General features: G+C 75.7%; 13 protein-coding genes and 2 pseudogenes. 5 read left to right on the forward strand and 10 right to left on the reverse strand.

The window, feature by feature from the left end:
• Positions 1 to 48: 48 nt before the first annotated feature.
• The 3 genes from ACVCAH_RS14195 to ACVCAH_RS14205 all read left to right on the forward strand — a co-directional run bounded on the left by ACVCAH_RS14195 (position 49) and on the right by ACVCAH_RS14205 (position 3,451).
• On the forward strand, positions 49 to 2,388 hold the full coding sequence (locus ACVCAH_RS14195; RefSeq protein ID WP_447136575.1) for a DEAD/DEAH box helicase: 2,340 nt from the start codon (positions 49 to 51) through the stop codon (positions 2,386 to 2,388).
• 141 nt (positions 2,389 to 2,529) lie between these two features.
• Positions 2,530 to 2,736, forward strand: a complete 207-nt coding sequence (locus tag ACVCAH_RS14200) for a hypothetical protein (RefSeq protein WP_447136576.1) — start codon at positions 2,530 to 2,532, stop codon at positions 2,734 to 2,736.
• 136 nt (positions 2,737 to 2,872) lie between these two features.
• Positions 2,873 to 3,451, forward strand: a complete 579-nt coding sequence (locus tag ACVCAH_RS14205) for a hypothetical protein (protein ID WP_447136577.1) — start codon at positions 2,873 to 2,875, stop codon at positions 3,449 to 3,451.
• Positions 3,452 to 3,628: 177 nt separating this feature from the next.
• Here ACVCAH_RS14205 and ACVCAH_RS14210 read toward each other — a convergent pair whose 3' ends face one another.
• The 7 genes and pseudogenes from ACVCAH_RS14210 to ssd all read right to left on the reverse strand — a co-directional run bounded on the left by ACVCAH_RS14210 (position 3,629) and on the right by ssd (position 9,176).
• The gene (locus ACVCAH_RS14210; RefSeq protein WP_447136578.1) at positions 3,629 to 4,069 is read right to left on the reverse strand and encodes an Rv3654c family TadE-like protein; all 441 of its coding nucleotides are present in this window, start codon (positions 4,067 to 4,069) and stop codon (positions 3,629 to 3,631) included.
• Positions 4,066 to 4,422 carry a TadE family type IV pilus minor pilin gene (locus ACVCAH_RS14215; protein ID WP_447136579.1) on the reverse strand — a complete coding sequence of 119 codons (357 nt, stop codon included), beginning with the start codon at positions 4,420 to 4,422 and terminating at the stop codon, positions 4,066 to 4,068. The genes ACVCAH_RS14210 and ACVCAH_RS14215 overlap by 4 nt, the downstream gene beginning before the upstream one ends.
• The gene (locus ACVCAH_RS14220) at positions 4,419 to 4,547 is read right to left on the reverse strand and encodes a DUF4244 domain-containing protein (protein WP_208418639.1); all 129 of its coding nucleotides are present in this window, start codon (positions 4,545 to 4,547) and stop codon (positions 4,419 to 4,421) included. The genes ACVCAH_RS14215 and ACVCAH_RS14220 overlap by 4 nt, the downstream gene beginning before the upstream one ends.
• A gap of 62 nt (positions 4,548 to 4,609) precedes the next feature.
• A pseudogene (locus tag ACVCAH_RS14225) lies at positions 4,610 to 5,393 on the reverse strand (type II secretion system F family protein).
• Positions 5,393 to 5,719 (reverse strand): annotated as a pseudogene (locus ACVCAH_RS14230) (hypothetical protein); the annotation flags it as partial. The pseudogenes ACVCAH_RS14230 and ACVCAH_RS14225, both read right to left, overlap by 1 nt.
• Positions 5,720 to 6,864: 1,145 nt before the next feature.
• Complete coding sequence (locus ACVCAH_RS14235; protein WP_447136580.1) at positions 6,865 to 8,076, reverse strand: TadA family conjugal transfer-associated ATPase; 1,212 nt, start codon at positions 8,074 to 8,076, stop codon at positions 6,865 to 6,867.
• Positions 8,073 to 9,176 (reverse strand): septum site-determining protein Ssd, encoded by a 1,104-nt coding sequence (gene ssd / locus ACVCAH_RS14240; protein WP_447136581.1) that lies wholly within the window; start codon positions 9,174 to 9,176, stop codon positions 8,073 to 8,075. The genes ACVCAH_RS14235 and ssd overlap by 4 nt, the downstream gene beginning before the upstream one ends.
• Positions 9,177 to 9,389: 213 nt before the next feature.
• Here ssd and ACVCAH_RS14245 point away from each other — a divergent pair, with 213 nt between their 5' ends.
• Positions 9,390 to 9,869 carry a variant leucine-rich repeat-containing protein gene (locus ACVCAH_RS14245; RefSeq protein ID WP_447136582.1) on the forward strand — a complete coding sequence of 160 codons (480 nt, stop codon included), beginning with the start codon at positions 9,390 to 9,392 and terminating at the stop codon, positions 9,867 to 9,869.
• Positions 9,870 to 9,916: 47 nt separating this feature from the next.
• Here the strand turns inward: ACVCAH_RS14245 and ACVCAH_RS14250 are convergent, their stop codons facing one another.
• Positions 9,917 to 10,942: a DUF6461 domain-containing protein gene (locus ACVCAH_RS14250; protein WP_447136583.1), complete on the reverse strand. Its 1,026-nt coding sequence runs from the start codon at positions 10,940 to 10,942 to the stop codon at positions 9,917 to 9,919.
• Positions 10,943 to 11,949: 1,007 nt separating this feature from the next.
• Between ACVCAH_RS14250 and ACVCAH_RS14255 the strand changes: the two genes are divergently transcribed.
• The gene (locus ACVCAH_RS14255) at positions 11,950 to 12,753 is read left to right on the forward strand and encodes an HAD family hydrolase (RefSeq protein WP_447136584.1); all 804 of its coding nucleotides are present in this window, start codon (positions 11,950 to 11,952) and stop codon (positions 12,751 to 12,753) included.
• 183 nt (positions 12,754 to 12,936) lie between these two features.
• On the opposite strand, the gene ACVCAH_RS14260 is transcribed toward ACVCAH_RS14255, so the two are convergent.
• The gene (locus ACVCAH_RS14260) at positions 12,937 to 13,683 is read right to left on the reverse strand and encodes an oxidoreductase (RefSeq protein WP_447136585.1); all 747 of its coding nucleotides are present in this window, start codon (positions 13,681 to 13,683) and stop codon (positions 12,937 to 12,939) included.
• Positions 13,684 to 13,744: 61 nt separating this feature from the next.
• Positions 13,745 to 14,038, reverse strand: a 294-nt coding sequence (locus tag ACVCAH_RS14265) for a hypothetical protein (protein ID WP_447136586.1), incomplete at its 5' end; no start/stop codon positions are given.

Below are 14,038 nucleotides of genomic sequence, written 5' to 3' on the forward strand. Positions count from 1 at the left end.
CAACCCCCCGGCTTTTCATTTCCGAACACCAGTGCGAGAGTGCAGGTCGTGTCGTCCGCAGTCACCGTATCCGCAGGCCCCGGCCGAGGGCGATCGCCGGGTGACCTGCTGGGCCGGCTGCGCGGGCGGCATCCGACCGACCCGGTCACCCACGTCGAGCGGGTGCCGGCCCGGCCCGGCGTGCCGGCGCCGTGGCCCGGGTGGGCCCCGGCGGAGCTGCGCGCGGCGTTCGCCCGCCGCGGCGTGGTCGCGCCGTGGCGGCACCAGGCCGAGGCGGCCAGCCTGGCGTACGACGGGCAGCACGTGGTGGTGGCCACCGGCACGGCGTCCGGCAAGTCACTGGCCTACCAACTGCCCGCGCTCGCGGCGCTGCTCGCCGACCCCCGGGCCACCGTGCTCTACCTGGCGCCGACCAAGGCGCTGGCCGCCGACCAGTTGCGCGCCGTCGCCGAGCTGGAACTCGACGGGGTACGCCCCGCCTGCTACGACGGGGACACTCCGCGCGCCGAGCGGGAGTGGATCCGGCGGCACTCCCGGTTCGTGTTGACCAACCCCGACATGCTGCACCACGGCATCCTGCCCGGGCACGCCCAGTGGTCCGGGTTCCTGCGCCGGCTGGCGTACGTGGTGGTCGACGAGTGCCACACCTACCGGGGCGTGTTCGGCTCGCACGTCGCGCACGTGCTGCGCCGGCTGCGGCGGCAGTGCGCGAAGTACGGGCGTACCCCCGTCTTCGTGCTGGCCTCGGCCACGTCGGGCGACCCGGCGGCGGCGGCCGGGCGGCTCACCGGCCTCCCGGTGGCCGCCGTCACCGAGGACACCTCGCCGCGCGGCGGGGTGACCTTCGCGCTCTGGGAGCCGCCGCTGCTCTCCTCGGCCGACACCTCGTCCGACGCGGTGGACCTCGCGCCGGTCCGCCGGTCGGCGCTGCGGGAGACCGCGGACCTGCTCGCCGACACGGTCGCCGAGGGGGTACGCACGCTCGCCTTCGTCCGCTCCCGCCGGGGCGCCGAGGTGGTGGCGGCGAACACGCGCCGGGCGCTGGACGAGGCGGTGCCCGGGCTCGGCGACCGGGTGGCCGCCTACCGGGCCGGCTACCTGCGCGAGGAGCGGCGCGAGTTGGAGCGGGCGCTGCTGCACGGCGAGCTGCTCGGGCTGGCCTCGACCAACGCGCTGGAGCTGGGCGTCGACCTGATCGGCCTGGACGCGGTGCTGATCTGCGGTTACCCGGGCACGCGGGCCTCGCTCTGGCAGCAGGCCGGGCGCGCGGGGCGCTCGGGGCAGGAGGCGCTCGCCGTGCTGGTGTCCCGGGACGACCCGCTGGACACCTACCTGGTGCACCATCCGGAGGCGCTGTTCGGGGCTCCGGTGGAGGCGACCGTGCTCGACCCGGCCAACCCGTACGTGCTCGGGCCGCAGCTGGCCTGCGCGGCGGTCGAGTCCCCGCTGACCCCGGCCGACCTGGCGCTCTTCGGCGACGGGGCGAAGGAGGCGGTGGACGCGCTGGTCGAGGCGGGGGCGCTGCGGCAGCGCCCGACCGGCTGGTACTGGCGGCACCGGGAGCGCCCCGAGGTGGACCTGCGCGGCGAGGGCGGCGCCCCGGTCTGCGTGGTAGAGGCGGCGACCGGTCGGCTGCTCGGCACCGTCGACGGCGGCTCCTCGCACTTCCTGCTCCACCCCGGCGCGGTCTACCTGCACCAGGGCGTCTCGTACGTGGTGGACGAGCTGGACCTGGCCGACGGCTGCGCGCTGGTGCATCCGGAGGAGCCGGACTGGTCCACCCACGCCCGCGACGTCACCTCGCTGTCGGTGGTGAGCGTGCGTTCCTACGTCGACGCCGGCCCGGTGGGGCTCTTCCTCGGCGAGGTCGACGTGACCAGTCAGGTGGTCTCCTACCAGCGGCGCCGGATCGCCACCGGCGAGGTGATCGACACCCGGCCGCTGGACCTGCCGGCCCGGGAGCTGCGCACCGTGGCGGTCTGGTTCACCCTCTCCCCGGAGTCGCTGGCCGCGGCCGGGGTGGAGCCGGCCGACGTGCCAGGGGCGCTGCACGCCGCCGAGCACGCCGCGATCGGGCTGCTGCCGCTGATGGCCACCTGCGACCGGTGGGACATCGGCGGGCTTTCCACCGCGGTGCACCCGGACACCGAGGCGCCGACCGTCTTCGTCTACGACGGGCACCCGGGTGGGGCGGGTTTCGCCGAGCGGGCGTACGGCACGGCGGCGGCCTGGCTGCGCGCCACCCGGGACGCGATCGCGGAGTGCGGCTGCGAGACCGGCTGCCCGTCCTGCGTCCAGTCACCGAAATGCGGCAACGGCAACAACCCGCTGTCCAAGCCGGACGCGATCCGGGTGCTCGACGTGGTGCTGTCGAACCTGCCGTCCTGAGCCGGCCGTCATGCATGAAGCCGGCGCTTGGCTGGGCAATGTCATGGGAGCGCTTCCATCGACGGTGGCCGTCGTTGGCGATTCCGCTGTTGTCGTCGTTTGTTCCCGCTGTTTGTTCGTCGTTCGCCCGGAGGAGGAGTCGTGGCCGACACCATCGCCGAGACCGTCGACCTGCTCTACACCATCGACCAGGAGAACCTCACCCTCGACCAGCAGATAGCGCTCGGCGCCGCGCTCGCCGCGCTGGCCCAGGCGGAGCGGCTGGAGCAGATCAACGAACGGCTGCGCAGCATCCACCAGGTGCTCAACGCCTGGTCGCTGCGCGCCACCGTGGACGGCGGCCGCTGACGCCCGGCCCTCGGGACCGGCGGCCGACCCCGGGCGGGTATCCGTGGCGGCTTTCGGTGCCGGCTGTCGCGGTTTCCGGGCGGCAGGGGCGACCGGGCTGTGCGAGACTCCGGCGGATTATCGGTGAGGAGACATGATGCAGCCCGACAACTTGCAGGCCCAGCAGCAGTTCCACATCCGCCAACGGGTGCGGATGATGGTCAACCAGTACGAGGTCCACGCCGTCGCGCCGGACGGCTCCGAGGGTGGGTTGCTGGCGTTCGCCCAGCAGAAGCGGCTCGCCTTCAAGGAGCAGGTGACCATCTACACGGACGACTCGAAGCAGCAGCCGCTGCTCGGGTTCAAGGCCCGCCAGCGGCTCGACCTCGGCGCCACGTACGACGTGACCGACGCCGCCGGCACCCCCATCGGCGCCTTCCGCAAGGACTTCGCCCAGTCGCTGCTCCGCTCCACCTGGCACGTCGAGCAGGCCGGCCTGCCGCAGGTGACCGGCCAGGAGCGCAGCCTGCCGGTGGCCCTGCTGCGGCGTTTCGTCGACTCGCTCTCCTGGCTGCCGTACCACTTCGACTTCACCGCGAACGGCCAGCCGGTCTTCACCTTGGTGAAGAAGTGGGGCCTGCGGGACCGGTACGTCGTCGAGATCCAGCACCCGCAGATCGACCGGCGGCTGGTGATCGCGATGGCCGTCGCGCTCGACGCCCTCCAGGCCCGCTGACGCCTCCGGGCTCCGACGGGCGCGCTCCTGACGCCCTGACGAGGGACAGCCGCGCTGGGCGCCGGGGCGTTCCACGGCCCTCGGTGAGCTCACGGCTCGCGACGACCGCCCCGAGGGACTGCCGGGCGCGGGTCATTACTGCCGGGCGCGGGTCATTTACGGGACCCGCGCCCCGGGTCAGCCTCGTACCGGGCCGGCCCGCGCGCTGGCTGTGGCGACGCGGGTCAGCCCGGGCAGCGGCGCGACGGTCACCTCCGCCGTGACCAGGACGTCGAGTCCGTCGAGCCGGCAGCCGACCAGCCGCCCTCCGTTGGCGGCGGCGATCTCGGTGGCCCGTCCGCAGGCGGTCGGATGGCCGTCGAGCACCCGACCCGCTCCCGCGAGCGCGGCGAAGTCCGCCGCCACCCGAGCCTGCTGCCGGGCCGCCCGGGCGCTTGCCACGGCGGCACCGAACAGCCCGACCACCACGAACACCAGCCCGACGGCGAGCAGGCAGATGGTCGCCCCGCCCCGCTCCCCGGCCGGACCGCCGGCTCGATGACGCACCGGACCAGCCCGCCGGCGAGCAGTGCCGCGACGGGAGCCGCTCGGTGGGCAGCGGTCGCCGCGGGCGGTCACGGTTGCGCGCCCGGAACGCCGGGTTCGACGGCGGCGACCGCGGTGGCGGCCACGGTGATCCTGGGCAGCCGGGCGCCGAGGGTGCGGACCGGAGCCCGGACCCGCTCGCCGTCGACCGCCACCGACACCTCGGCACCCGCCGGAGCGGAGCGCTGCCCGGCGGCCGTTCCGTCCTCGCCCCGGGAGGCGGCGAGCGCCGCCTCCCGGGGCGCGTCCAGGCAGCCCGCCTTCGTGCTGACCGCGTTGACCGCAGTCAGGCCGGCGAGCAGGAGAAGGACCAGCGCCGGCAGGCCGGCCGCCAGTTCGGCCGTGAAGGAACCCCGGTCGCGGCCGGCCGGCCGGCGCCGGGTCACTTCAGCGCCCGGTCGATGACGGCGGTCAACGCCGACTGCACGTTGCCCGAGGTCAGCACCTTCAGCAGGATTCCGGCGAAGGCGACGGCGGCGAGGGTGCCCACGGCGTACTCGGCGGTGTTCATGCCGGCGTCCCCGCGCAGGCGGGCCAAGAGTTTGCGCACGTGCTGTCCTTTCTCGAGGGTTCTCAGAGCACGTCGCCGAGGACGGCGACGATCACCGGCACCAGGCCGGCGAGAATGAAGGCCGGCAGGAAGCAGAGCCCCAGCGGCAACACCACGAGCACCCCCGCCCGGCGGGCGGACGCCTCGGCTGCGGTGGCCCGGTCGGCACGCAGGTCGTCGGCGAGCCGGGTCAGCGCCCCGGCCAGCGCGGCGCCGCTGTGCGAGGAGCGCATCGCCGCCGCGGTCATCCGCCCCGCGCCGGGTACCGACCCGAGCTGGGACCACGCCTCCTCCGGGCCGCCGCCGAGCAGCAGCATGCGACCGACCCGGCCCAGCCGCTGGGCGAGGGGCCCGTCGAGCGCCTCGGCCACCGCCAGCACGGACCGGTCGACCGGCGCGCCCGCCCGCATCGCGGCCGCCAGCAGGTCGGCGGCGAGGGGCAGGTCCGCGGCCTCACGCAGGGCGGTTCCGGACGGCCGGCGGCTCGATCCGGCGCAACGCCCGGTCGAGCAGCATCGCCGTCGGGAGCGCCGCGAGCAGCCCCGGCCAACCACCGACGACCACGGCCACGGCCAGGCCGCCCAGCCCCGCCGCGAGGCGGAGCGCGTCCGGGCGCCGGCCCGGCCGCGGCACCCCGTCGCCGTCCGCCGCCGGCTCGGCGGGACCGCCGGCGGCCGGTCGCCCCGGAGCGGGCGGGGCGGAGCTCAGGTTGCGCAACCGGTGCCGCGGGCGGCGCCCTACCCCGGACGTCGCGGTGAGCAGAGCCGCCCCGACCAGGCACCCGGCGGCCAGCACCGTCCGGGACATCAGCCGGCCCGCCCCGGCGTCGCGCCGAGCCGCTCGGCCCAGAGCAGCCCGGCGACCTGGAGCACGATCGCGGCGACGGCGCAGCCCCCACCGACCGGGGTGTGCAGCAGCACGGCGATCGGGTCCACGCCGATGCCGTAGCCGAGCCCGATGCCGCCGAGGGGCAGCGCCGCCAACAGCCACGCGGCCGCCCGCGCCCCGGCCGCCTGTGCCGCCGCCGCGGCCAGTCCGCGATCGGTCGAGCGGGCGTCGGCTTCGATCCGCTCCACCAGCTCGGCCAGCGGCGCGCCCGTCCGGTCCGCCAGGCGTACGGCGGCGAGCGCCAGCCGCAGGAGCCGGTCCGATCCGGTCGGCTCGTCGCCCGACCGCGCACGCCGGCCCGGCTCGCCGCGTCGCGGGCCGGCGCTACCCGCCGGCTCGACGACCGCGCTGGGACCGCCGGCGAGGAGGGCCGGGAGAGCACCTGCCAGGGGAGGTCCGGCGCTCGGCGGCGCGACCGGCAGCTGGGGGATGTGGTCCCCGCACCGGTCGAGACCCGCCCCGATGCCGCCACCCGCTACGGCACCGATGATCGACGACGGCAGCCCGCGGTCGGCGTTCGTCGCCAGCACGCCCGCACCGGCGCTGACCGCCGCCCGCTCCGGCCCGGTGTTCGTCCCGGGCAGACCGATGCCGTCGCGCGCCGGGGCCGGAGCGTTCGAGGCGTCACCGGCGACGGTCAGCCCCAGGCGCTCCGCGGCCACCAGCACGGGCAGTCCCGCGCGCAGGTCGGCGGCGAGACCGCAGAGCTGGTCCAGGCGTCGACGCCGGGCCCGGTCCGCACGCCGCGCCGCCTGCCGCCCAACCAGGGCGCGGGCACCCAACGCCCCGTAGCCACCGAGGGCCGCCCCCGCCACCGGGCCGCCGAGCAGTACCCCCAGCCCGGCACCGACCAGGCCGGCGAGGAGCAGGGTGCGCTTCGGCGACGCCGTGAGCGCAGCCGACACGCGTCGCCATCCGGCGTCCGGCGGCACCGGCCCGGCCCAGGTCGCCGGCCGTCGCCCCGTTGTCGCCGGCCGTCGCCCCACTGAGGCGGTCGGCGGCCCGACGGGCCCGGCGGGTCGGCGGGGATCCCGGCGACCGGGCGGTCGTGGCGGGCCGGCGAAGCGCGGGGCCATCGGTGTCCCGCCGGCACGGGGCGGCGGCAGGGACGGTTCGGCGGCCCGCAGCGGAGCCGCATCGTCCGGCCGGGACAGCGGCGCTCGGCCGGCCACCTGCCGGACCGGCAGCGACGGCACCCTGCCGGCCGCCCGGGCGGCGCCGTCGGTGCCGGCGATCGGGCGGCGCAGCTCCGCCACCCAGTCCACGAGCGGATCGTCGGGGGCGGCCGGACCAGTCAGGGCGCGGCGTCGGACCCGGGAGCGCCGCAGCGGCCCGGCCACCAGCACCGCGACCGTGGTCAGCAACGCCACCAGCAGCCAGTACCCGGCGCTCATGCCGGTCCCGCCGATCCGGGCCAGGGCTCGCAGAGGATCGGCGGCAGCTCAACGCCCCGCTCCCGCAGCAGCGCCCCGAGCGGCCGGGCGGCGATGCCGAACCCGCGTCCGCGTATCCAGGCGGGGACCGCGGTGACCAGCCGTTCCGGGCCTTCGGGCAGCAACAGGCAGATCGACTCCAGGACCCGCCGGCCGGAGCTGCGGCGGACCTGGAGCAGCACCTGAAGCGCGGCGGCCACCTGGGCGTGCAGGGCGGCGCGGGGCAGCCCGCCGAGCATGCCGAGCGCCTCCAGCCGGGCCGGTACGTCCGAGGGCGCGTTGGCGTGCAGCGTCCCGGCCCCGCCGTCGTGGCCGGTGTTGAGGGCGGCGAGGAGGTCGACCACCTCCCCGCCCCGGCACTCACCGACGACCAGCCGGTCGGGCCGCATCCGCAGCGCCTGCCGGACCAGGTCGGTCAGCCCGACCGCGCCGGAGCCCTCCACGTTGGCGGTGCGGGCCTGGAGCCCGACCACGTGCGGGTGCACCGGGTGCAGCTCGGCGGCGTCCTCCACCAGCACGATCCGTTCGGTCGCGGGCACCAGACCGAGCAGCGTGTTCAGCAGAGTGGTCTTTCCCGACCCGGTGCCGCCGGTGACCAGGTACGCCAGCCGGGCCGCCACGACGGCGGCGAGCACGGGTGCCACCGGTCGCGGGACCGTCCCCTGCCCGACCATGTCGTCGAGGGTGAACGGTCGCTGGCGGAAGGTCCGCAACGACAGGTAGGGCCCGTCGGTCGCCACCGGTGGCAGCACGGCGTGCAGCCGGGTGCCGTCGGCGAGCCGGGCGTCCGCGTACGGCGAGCCGTCGTCCAACCGCCGGCCCGCGCCGGCGGTGAGCCGCTGCGCGAGCCGGCGTACGTCGTCGACCGTGCCGACCGGGACGGCGACCTGGTGCAGGCCCTGACCCCGGTCCACCCAGACCCGGGTGCCGTTCACCAGCACGTCGGTCACCTCCGGGTCGGCCAGCAGCGGGGCGAGCGGACCGGCGCCGACCAGGTCGTCGTGTACCCGGTCGGCCATCCGCAGCACGGCGTTGTCCCCGAGGACGGCGGCGCCCGGCTCGGCCCGTACAGCGGAGACGATCGCGGCCGGGGTGACCGGGGTGTCCGCGGCGGCGATCCGTTGCCGGACCCGGGCGGCGAGGGTGTCGCCGTCAGCCTGCCCGGTCATGCCGCACCCGGCACGGGCACGCCGGTCAGGTCGCCGACGATCCGCTGGCAGAGCGTGGCCAACGGCCCTCGGCCGCTGGCCGCCGGCGCCTCGCCCCGTTCCAGCCCTCGGCAGAGTCCCGGCTCCGGGCGTAGCGTGCCGGCCAGCGGCAGGCCGAGCGCCCGGGCGACCTCGACGGCCCGCAGCCGGCCCGGCGCCGGGCCGCGGACGATCACCGACAGGTCGACGCAGTGCGGGGCGGCGGCGGCCACCACCCGGGCCGCGGCCGCGGTGGCCCGCAGCTCGGCGGGCACCACCACGAACGCCTGGTCGGCCGCCTGGAGCGCGGTCACCGCCGCGTCGTTCAGCTGGCGGGGCAGATCGACGACCACGAAGTCCCGGCCGCGCCGGGCGGCGTCCACGGTGGCCGCCATCGCCTGCACCGGGATTGTGAGCAGGTCGCCCCGGTCCCAGGAGAGCACCACCAGGTCACGCCGGCTGGGCAGCGACCGCACCAGCGCCGGTGCGTCCACCCGCCCGTCCGCGTCGGTGAGCGCCGGCCAGCGCAGTCCCTCCAACTGCTCCCAGCCGAGCACCAGGTCCAGCCCGCCGCCGAGCGGGTCGGCGTCGACCAGCAGCGTGCGCAGCCGGGCGCGGGCGGCGGTGACCGCGAGCCCGCCGGCGACGATGCTCGCACCGGCACCGCCGCGCCCGCCCAGCACCGCGGTGACCCGCGCCTCACCGTTCCCGGCCCGGTCGGGGCCGCACTCGGCGAACCGGTCGACCAGCCACGGTTCGGCGGCGGGCAGGGTGGCGACGTGTTCGGCGCCGATCAACTCGGCGACCTGCCAGCCGGGGTCGAGCTCACCGGACCGGCCCACCAGGACCAGCCGCGGTCGCTGCGGCAACCGCGCCCGCAGACAGGGCTGCGCCTGGTCGCAGCCGACCAGCACCAGCGGGGCGGGCAGCCAGCGGGTCCGGGCGGCGGTCGGGTCGGCGGCGAGGTCCACCTCGACGTCGCCCGCCGCGGCGAGCCGCAGCAGGTCGTCGAGAAGCTCGCCGTCCGACGTGACGACCAGCGGCCGGCGCCGGTGTGCGGAAACGGAGGTACGGGGTGGCATCGTGGCCTCCAACGGTCGGCTCGGGTTGCTGACCGGAGACTTTGCTGCCGATCCACCCCCGCCCGCCGTCCTCGCACGGCCGCCTGTGGACAACCCGGCGCCCTGTGGACAACGCCCGCGCAAGCGGTGGATCTGCTATGCGGTGCCACATCCGGCGCGCTCTCGACCAGCCGCGGCCGTCCGGCCGGCCACGACGGGCGCATCATGGTCCACGTGAATGTCGAGGCGACGATGCGAGGGCTGCGCACGCCGGCCCAGTACCGCGATCTCGCCGCTGATCCAGGTACCGACGACGCGGTGCTGCGTGCCCTGGCGGGCTGCCCGTACCCGTTCGTCCGGGAGGCGCTGGCAGCCAACCCACGCACCCCGCCGGACGTACTGGCCCGGCTGTGCGGTCAGCGGAGCAGCACCTGGAACGACAATCGACTCCTGCTGCTCGTGGCCCGACATCCGCACGCCGACCGGGCGGTCCTGCTGGAGGTGCTCGGACATCTCAAGGGCAGGCTCGCCGCCGGCGGGAGCCGAACGTACGCTGCCGTGCTCGCCCTGGCTGACCGGGCGGCGGTCGAGCCTGACGAGCTCAGCGTCCTCGCATCCGCTCCGGGTGCGTCGGCGCGCCTGCGTCGGGGGTTACGCCGACGCATCGCCGAACGCCACGGTCCGGCGCGCGACGTTCTCGAGTCGGGGCCATGAACCTCGGAGGCAACAGACCGGGGCGGGAAAGAACGGGGCCCGTACGGTCAGCCGCGGAGCAGCCGGTCGACCGCCCGGCGCAGGCGGGGCCACTCGTCGGGGACCGCGTACGTGGCCGCGTTGAGCAGGTCGAGTGGCTCGTGCGAGCCCTGGCCCGTGGCGGTCGCGGCGTGTAGTCCGTTCACGGCCGACGGACCGGCGCCCCCGTCGCCGGTGGCCCGCGAGCGCATCATCCGCGTGCGCATCTCCGGGGCGAGCGGCACGCCGCGCTCGACCGCGTCCACCGTCGCCGCCACGGCCTCTGGGTCGCTGAAGGTGAACTGCTGGGCGAGGGCCCGCGCGACGAGCGTCAGGGCGGCCCGGCGCACCGGCTCGGGCGCGGACCGCAGTCGGGCGTCCAGGTCGGGGTCAGTGCGCCCGAACCGGCCCGGCGGTCGCGGGTCCCGGGGGATGTCGCCGATCATCACGGCTGGGCCGGGCTCCTCGAAGGCGTCGACCCAGTCGGCGTCGAGCCGGACGCCGGTGCGCCGCTCGACGACCGCCATCGCCTCGGCGCCGAAGTCGGCGCCCGCCAGGTCACCGGCGTCCCACCGGCGGCGGCTCTCGCGCAGCCCGTCCAGGTCGTCGTCGAGCACGTCCGGCTGCTCGCCGTGGCGCCGGTTGGGATCGTTCTTGTCCACCCAGGTCAGGACCTCGCCGTAGACGGCGTAGCTGATGCCGCCGTTGCCGTTGATGGTCCAGTCGACGTTGTGCACCCGGGCGCCGGCGCTGAGCCAGCGCAGCACCTCCCGCCGGGCGCCCTCGAAGCCGTTGGGCTGAAACATCACCACCGCCGGGCCGACCTGGGTCAGGTACGCCACCTTCGACTCGTCGGGCATCCCGGGCCGGAAGTCGTTGACGTGCGGAAACCGGATCTCGGCGAGGTCGACTCGCGTGCCGCGCAGCCGCCGCAGGACGAGATCCTCGGTGACCGGCCCGCTGGCCGGCTGGATCACCGTCCAGCTCAGTCCCTCCGCGTACCAGGGGCGGTCGTCGAGGAACTGGTGGTAGTACTCGACCACGTCGTCGGGCATGCCGGGCAGGCTAGCGCTCTGCGCACGTCGGCCGCTGCCCGTGCGCCCTCCTCAGCAGGCATGGCAGCGCCCAATCGTCGTACGCGAACCGGGACGACCACGCGCCCGCGCACCGGCCGCCTTCGAGATGGACCACGGCCGCAGGTCACCGGAGACCTGGTTACGGAGAGCGCGTATCCCAGCCCGTGCACGACCGTTGCGTCACCGACGAACAGGCATTTACCCACCATGGGCTGACCCCCTTTCCGGACCGTTCGGCGGTGCTCAGGGCACGCTGCCGAGTTCGGGAGGTGCCGCGCTGGCCGCAGAAGGCCTCGATCGGAGGCCGACAGCGGTCGCCCGTGCTGCGCGGGCGCGTTCACCCCCGACGCCGCCGGCCTTGCCACCGGCCCGAAAGGCCGTCGGCGGGATGCCGTTCCACGATCTGAGACGCGGCTACGCCACCCGGCTGTAACGATGCCGTCCGATCAACCTGGCGCGGCGGGTCGTGGGGGACGAGCAGGCGTTGACGACGCCAAACCGTTATGCGCACACTCGACCCACCACGCCGCTTTGATCTTGGGCGCCTTCGCCGCGCCTGCTGACGATCTGCCGACTCCGGCGGCCGAGCCACCCGATGAGAGCCGGCCTGAGGGCCCGGAGAGCGGCCATGACCTGCGTCGCAGCACACATCCCGGAAAGGGACGACCCCCGTCGGGGGGAGACGGGGGTCGTCGTGAGGTTCGGCTCCGGGGGGGTCGAGCCGAACCCACTCAGCGGTCACGGGGGGTGCAACCGCCGAGGGTCTGCGAGTTGTCCGAGCTATGAATACTCGTCGTGCCGACAAGTCTGCCTGAGCGGACCTGCTCACGTCGAGTGGTGTCGCCTCCACTCCCCGCGAAATCATGTTCGCAGAGTGTGACCGCCGTCACGATGTGCGGAGGTGGTTGGGCCGGCCCGCGGGCCTGAGGGGGCATCGGACCCCGGGCACCCGCCGACCATAGACCATCGGGCTAGACTTTCGCGCCGTGGGCCGAAGTGCCGCTTTCTTCGATCTGGACAAGACCGTCATCGCCAAGTCGAGCGCCCTGGCGTTCGGGCGGCCGTTCTACCGGGACGGCCTGATCACCCGGCGTGACGTGGTCAAGTCGGCGTACGCGCAGCTGATGTTCCGGCTGGGCGGCACCGACGAGCAGACCATGGCCAGGACCAGGGACTACCTCGCCGCGCTCTGCAAGGGCTGGCAGGTGGAGCAGGTCCGCCAGATCGTCGCGGAGACGCTGCACGAGCTGATCAACCCGTACGTGTACGCCGAGGCCGCCGCCCTGATCGAGGAGCACCAGGCGGCCGGCCGGGATGTGGTGCTGGTCTCCGCCTCCGGCGAGGAGATGGTCCGGCCGATCGGCGAGCTGCTCGGGGTCACCGACGTGATCGCCACCCGGATGGGTGTGGTGGACGGCCGCTACAGCGGCGTGGTGGAGTTCTACGCCGCCGGGCCGAGCAAGGTCGACGCGGTCGGCGAGCTGGCCACCGCGCGCGGCTACGACCTCGCCAACTCGTACGCCTACTCCGACTCGTACAGCGACCGCCCCCTGCTCGAGTGCGTGGGCCACCCGACGGTGGTGAACCCGGACCGGCAGCTGCGCAAGCTGGCGGCGGAAAACTCCTGGCCGGTGCTGGAGTTCCGGCACCCGATCCCGCTGGGCCGCCGGCTGCGCGAGCGTCCCGCCGTCCCGGTCGCCGCGGCCGCGCTCGGCGTCGGCGTCGGGGTGGCCATCGGCATCGCCTGGTACGGCCGGCACCGCCGCACCCGCACCGCCCCCGCCGCCTGACCGCGCCCGTCGCGGCCCCGGCGCCCCTCAGGCCGCTCGCACGGCTCCTCTCAGCCGGCAGCGCGTAGGCACCACTCAGCCGGCAGCCCGGACCGTGCCTGCGGCCCAGGCGGCGGCCCGGACGGCGGGGCTCAAACGGCGGCCCGGACGGCGGGGCTCAGGCAGTCGCCCGGATCGCGCCGCTCAGGCGGCGGCGATGATCTCGTCGCCGATCGTGGTGAGCTGGTCCGCGCCGACCTCGGCAGCGGCCATGTAGTGGCGCAGCCAGGAGCGCAGCCCGTCCGGCGTGCCGGTGGCGAAGGCGCCGGCCGAGCCGACGTACTCGGGCTCGCGCTCCCGGTGCCCCACGTCGACGGCGAGCAGGCCGCGCGGGTCGAGGCCGCTGGAGAGCAGCACCAGCCGGGCCGCGCCCCGCGCCACCAGCCCGGACGGCCCGGCGAACGGGCGCAGGTTCAGCAGTTCGCCGTGCACGACGGCGGCCAGCACCAGCGGGGAGACCTTCGTGCCGCCCGCGACCAGCCCGGCCAGCCCGTCCAGCCGCGCGGCCACCACCGGGTCGTTCACCGGACGGCCCAGCTCGGCCTCGGTGACCACGTCCCGGGCGGCCAGCACGTGCAGCTTGGCCAGCGCCTGCCGGGGCGCCTTCGGCCAGAGTTCGCTCAGCCCGGGCAGCGCCCCGGCCACCCGCAGCGCCCCCTGCAGCACCGGCTCGGTGACCGTCCCCGCCCGGACGGCCTCGCGGTCGTGGGCGTACCCCTCCAGCGCCGCGCTGGCCACCGCGGAGCGGAGGCTAACCTCGGCCGCGACCTGGCCCCCGTGCCGGCGCAGGGCGCGGTGCCGGAGCGCCTGGTCGAAGCGCTCGCGGGCCCGCTCGACGGCGGGGGCGATGTCGGCGAGCTCCAGCAGCGGGGCGAGCGGGTCGGTGGTCACCCCGTCACGCTAGTGCGGTGTCCACTAACGTTCACCGGGGGTCCGGTGGTGTTGTGGATCCTCACCGTTCAGGGTGAGCGACTCCCCACCGGGCGGTGGGGCGCCTCCGCGGGCCAACTGATCCTCGCGCCGCCTGGTGTGGGCGGCGGGGGTCACGTCGGGACTGTCCGGCGCCGGGGAGGTGCCGGCCGGCTCGACGGTACGTGACCACCTCCGGCAGCACGACAGCTGTCGAGGTGGTGGGTCCGCCGCCCGGAGTGCGGGTGGCGATGCTGGCGGCCGCGACCAGGTCACGGTGCCCGGAAAATGCGCAGTGCGGGCAGGTCAGCGTCCGCCCACGAGGTTTCGGCACCCG

This window comes from Micromonospora sp. LZ34 (assembly GCF_052981855.1).

Excerpts from the sequence above, each read along its gene's own strand:
- ACVCAH_RS14205 (WP_447136577.1), top strand. The coding sequence starts at position 2,873 with ATGCAGCCCGACAACTTGCAGGCCCAGCAGCAGTTCCACATCCGCCAA.
- ACVCAH_RS14220 (WP_208418639.1), bottom strand. The coding sequence starts at position 4,547 with ATGAACACCGCCGAGTACGCCGTGGGCACCCTCGCCGCCGTCGCCTTC.
- ACVCAH_RS14235 (WP_447136580.1), bottom strand. The coding sequence starts at position 8,076 with ATGACCGGGCAGGCTGACGGCGACACCCTCGCCGCCCGGGTCCGGCAA.
- ssd (WP_447136581.1), bottom strand. The coding sequence starts at position 9,176 with ATGCCACCCCGTACCTCCGTTTCCGCACACCGGCGCCGGCCGCTGGTC.
- ACVCAH_RS14250 (WP_447136583.1), bottom strand. The coding sequence starts at position 10,942 with ATGCCCGACGACGTGGTCGAGTACTACCACCAGTTCCTCGACGACCGC.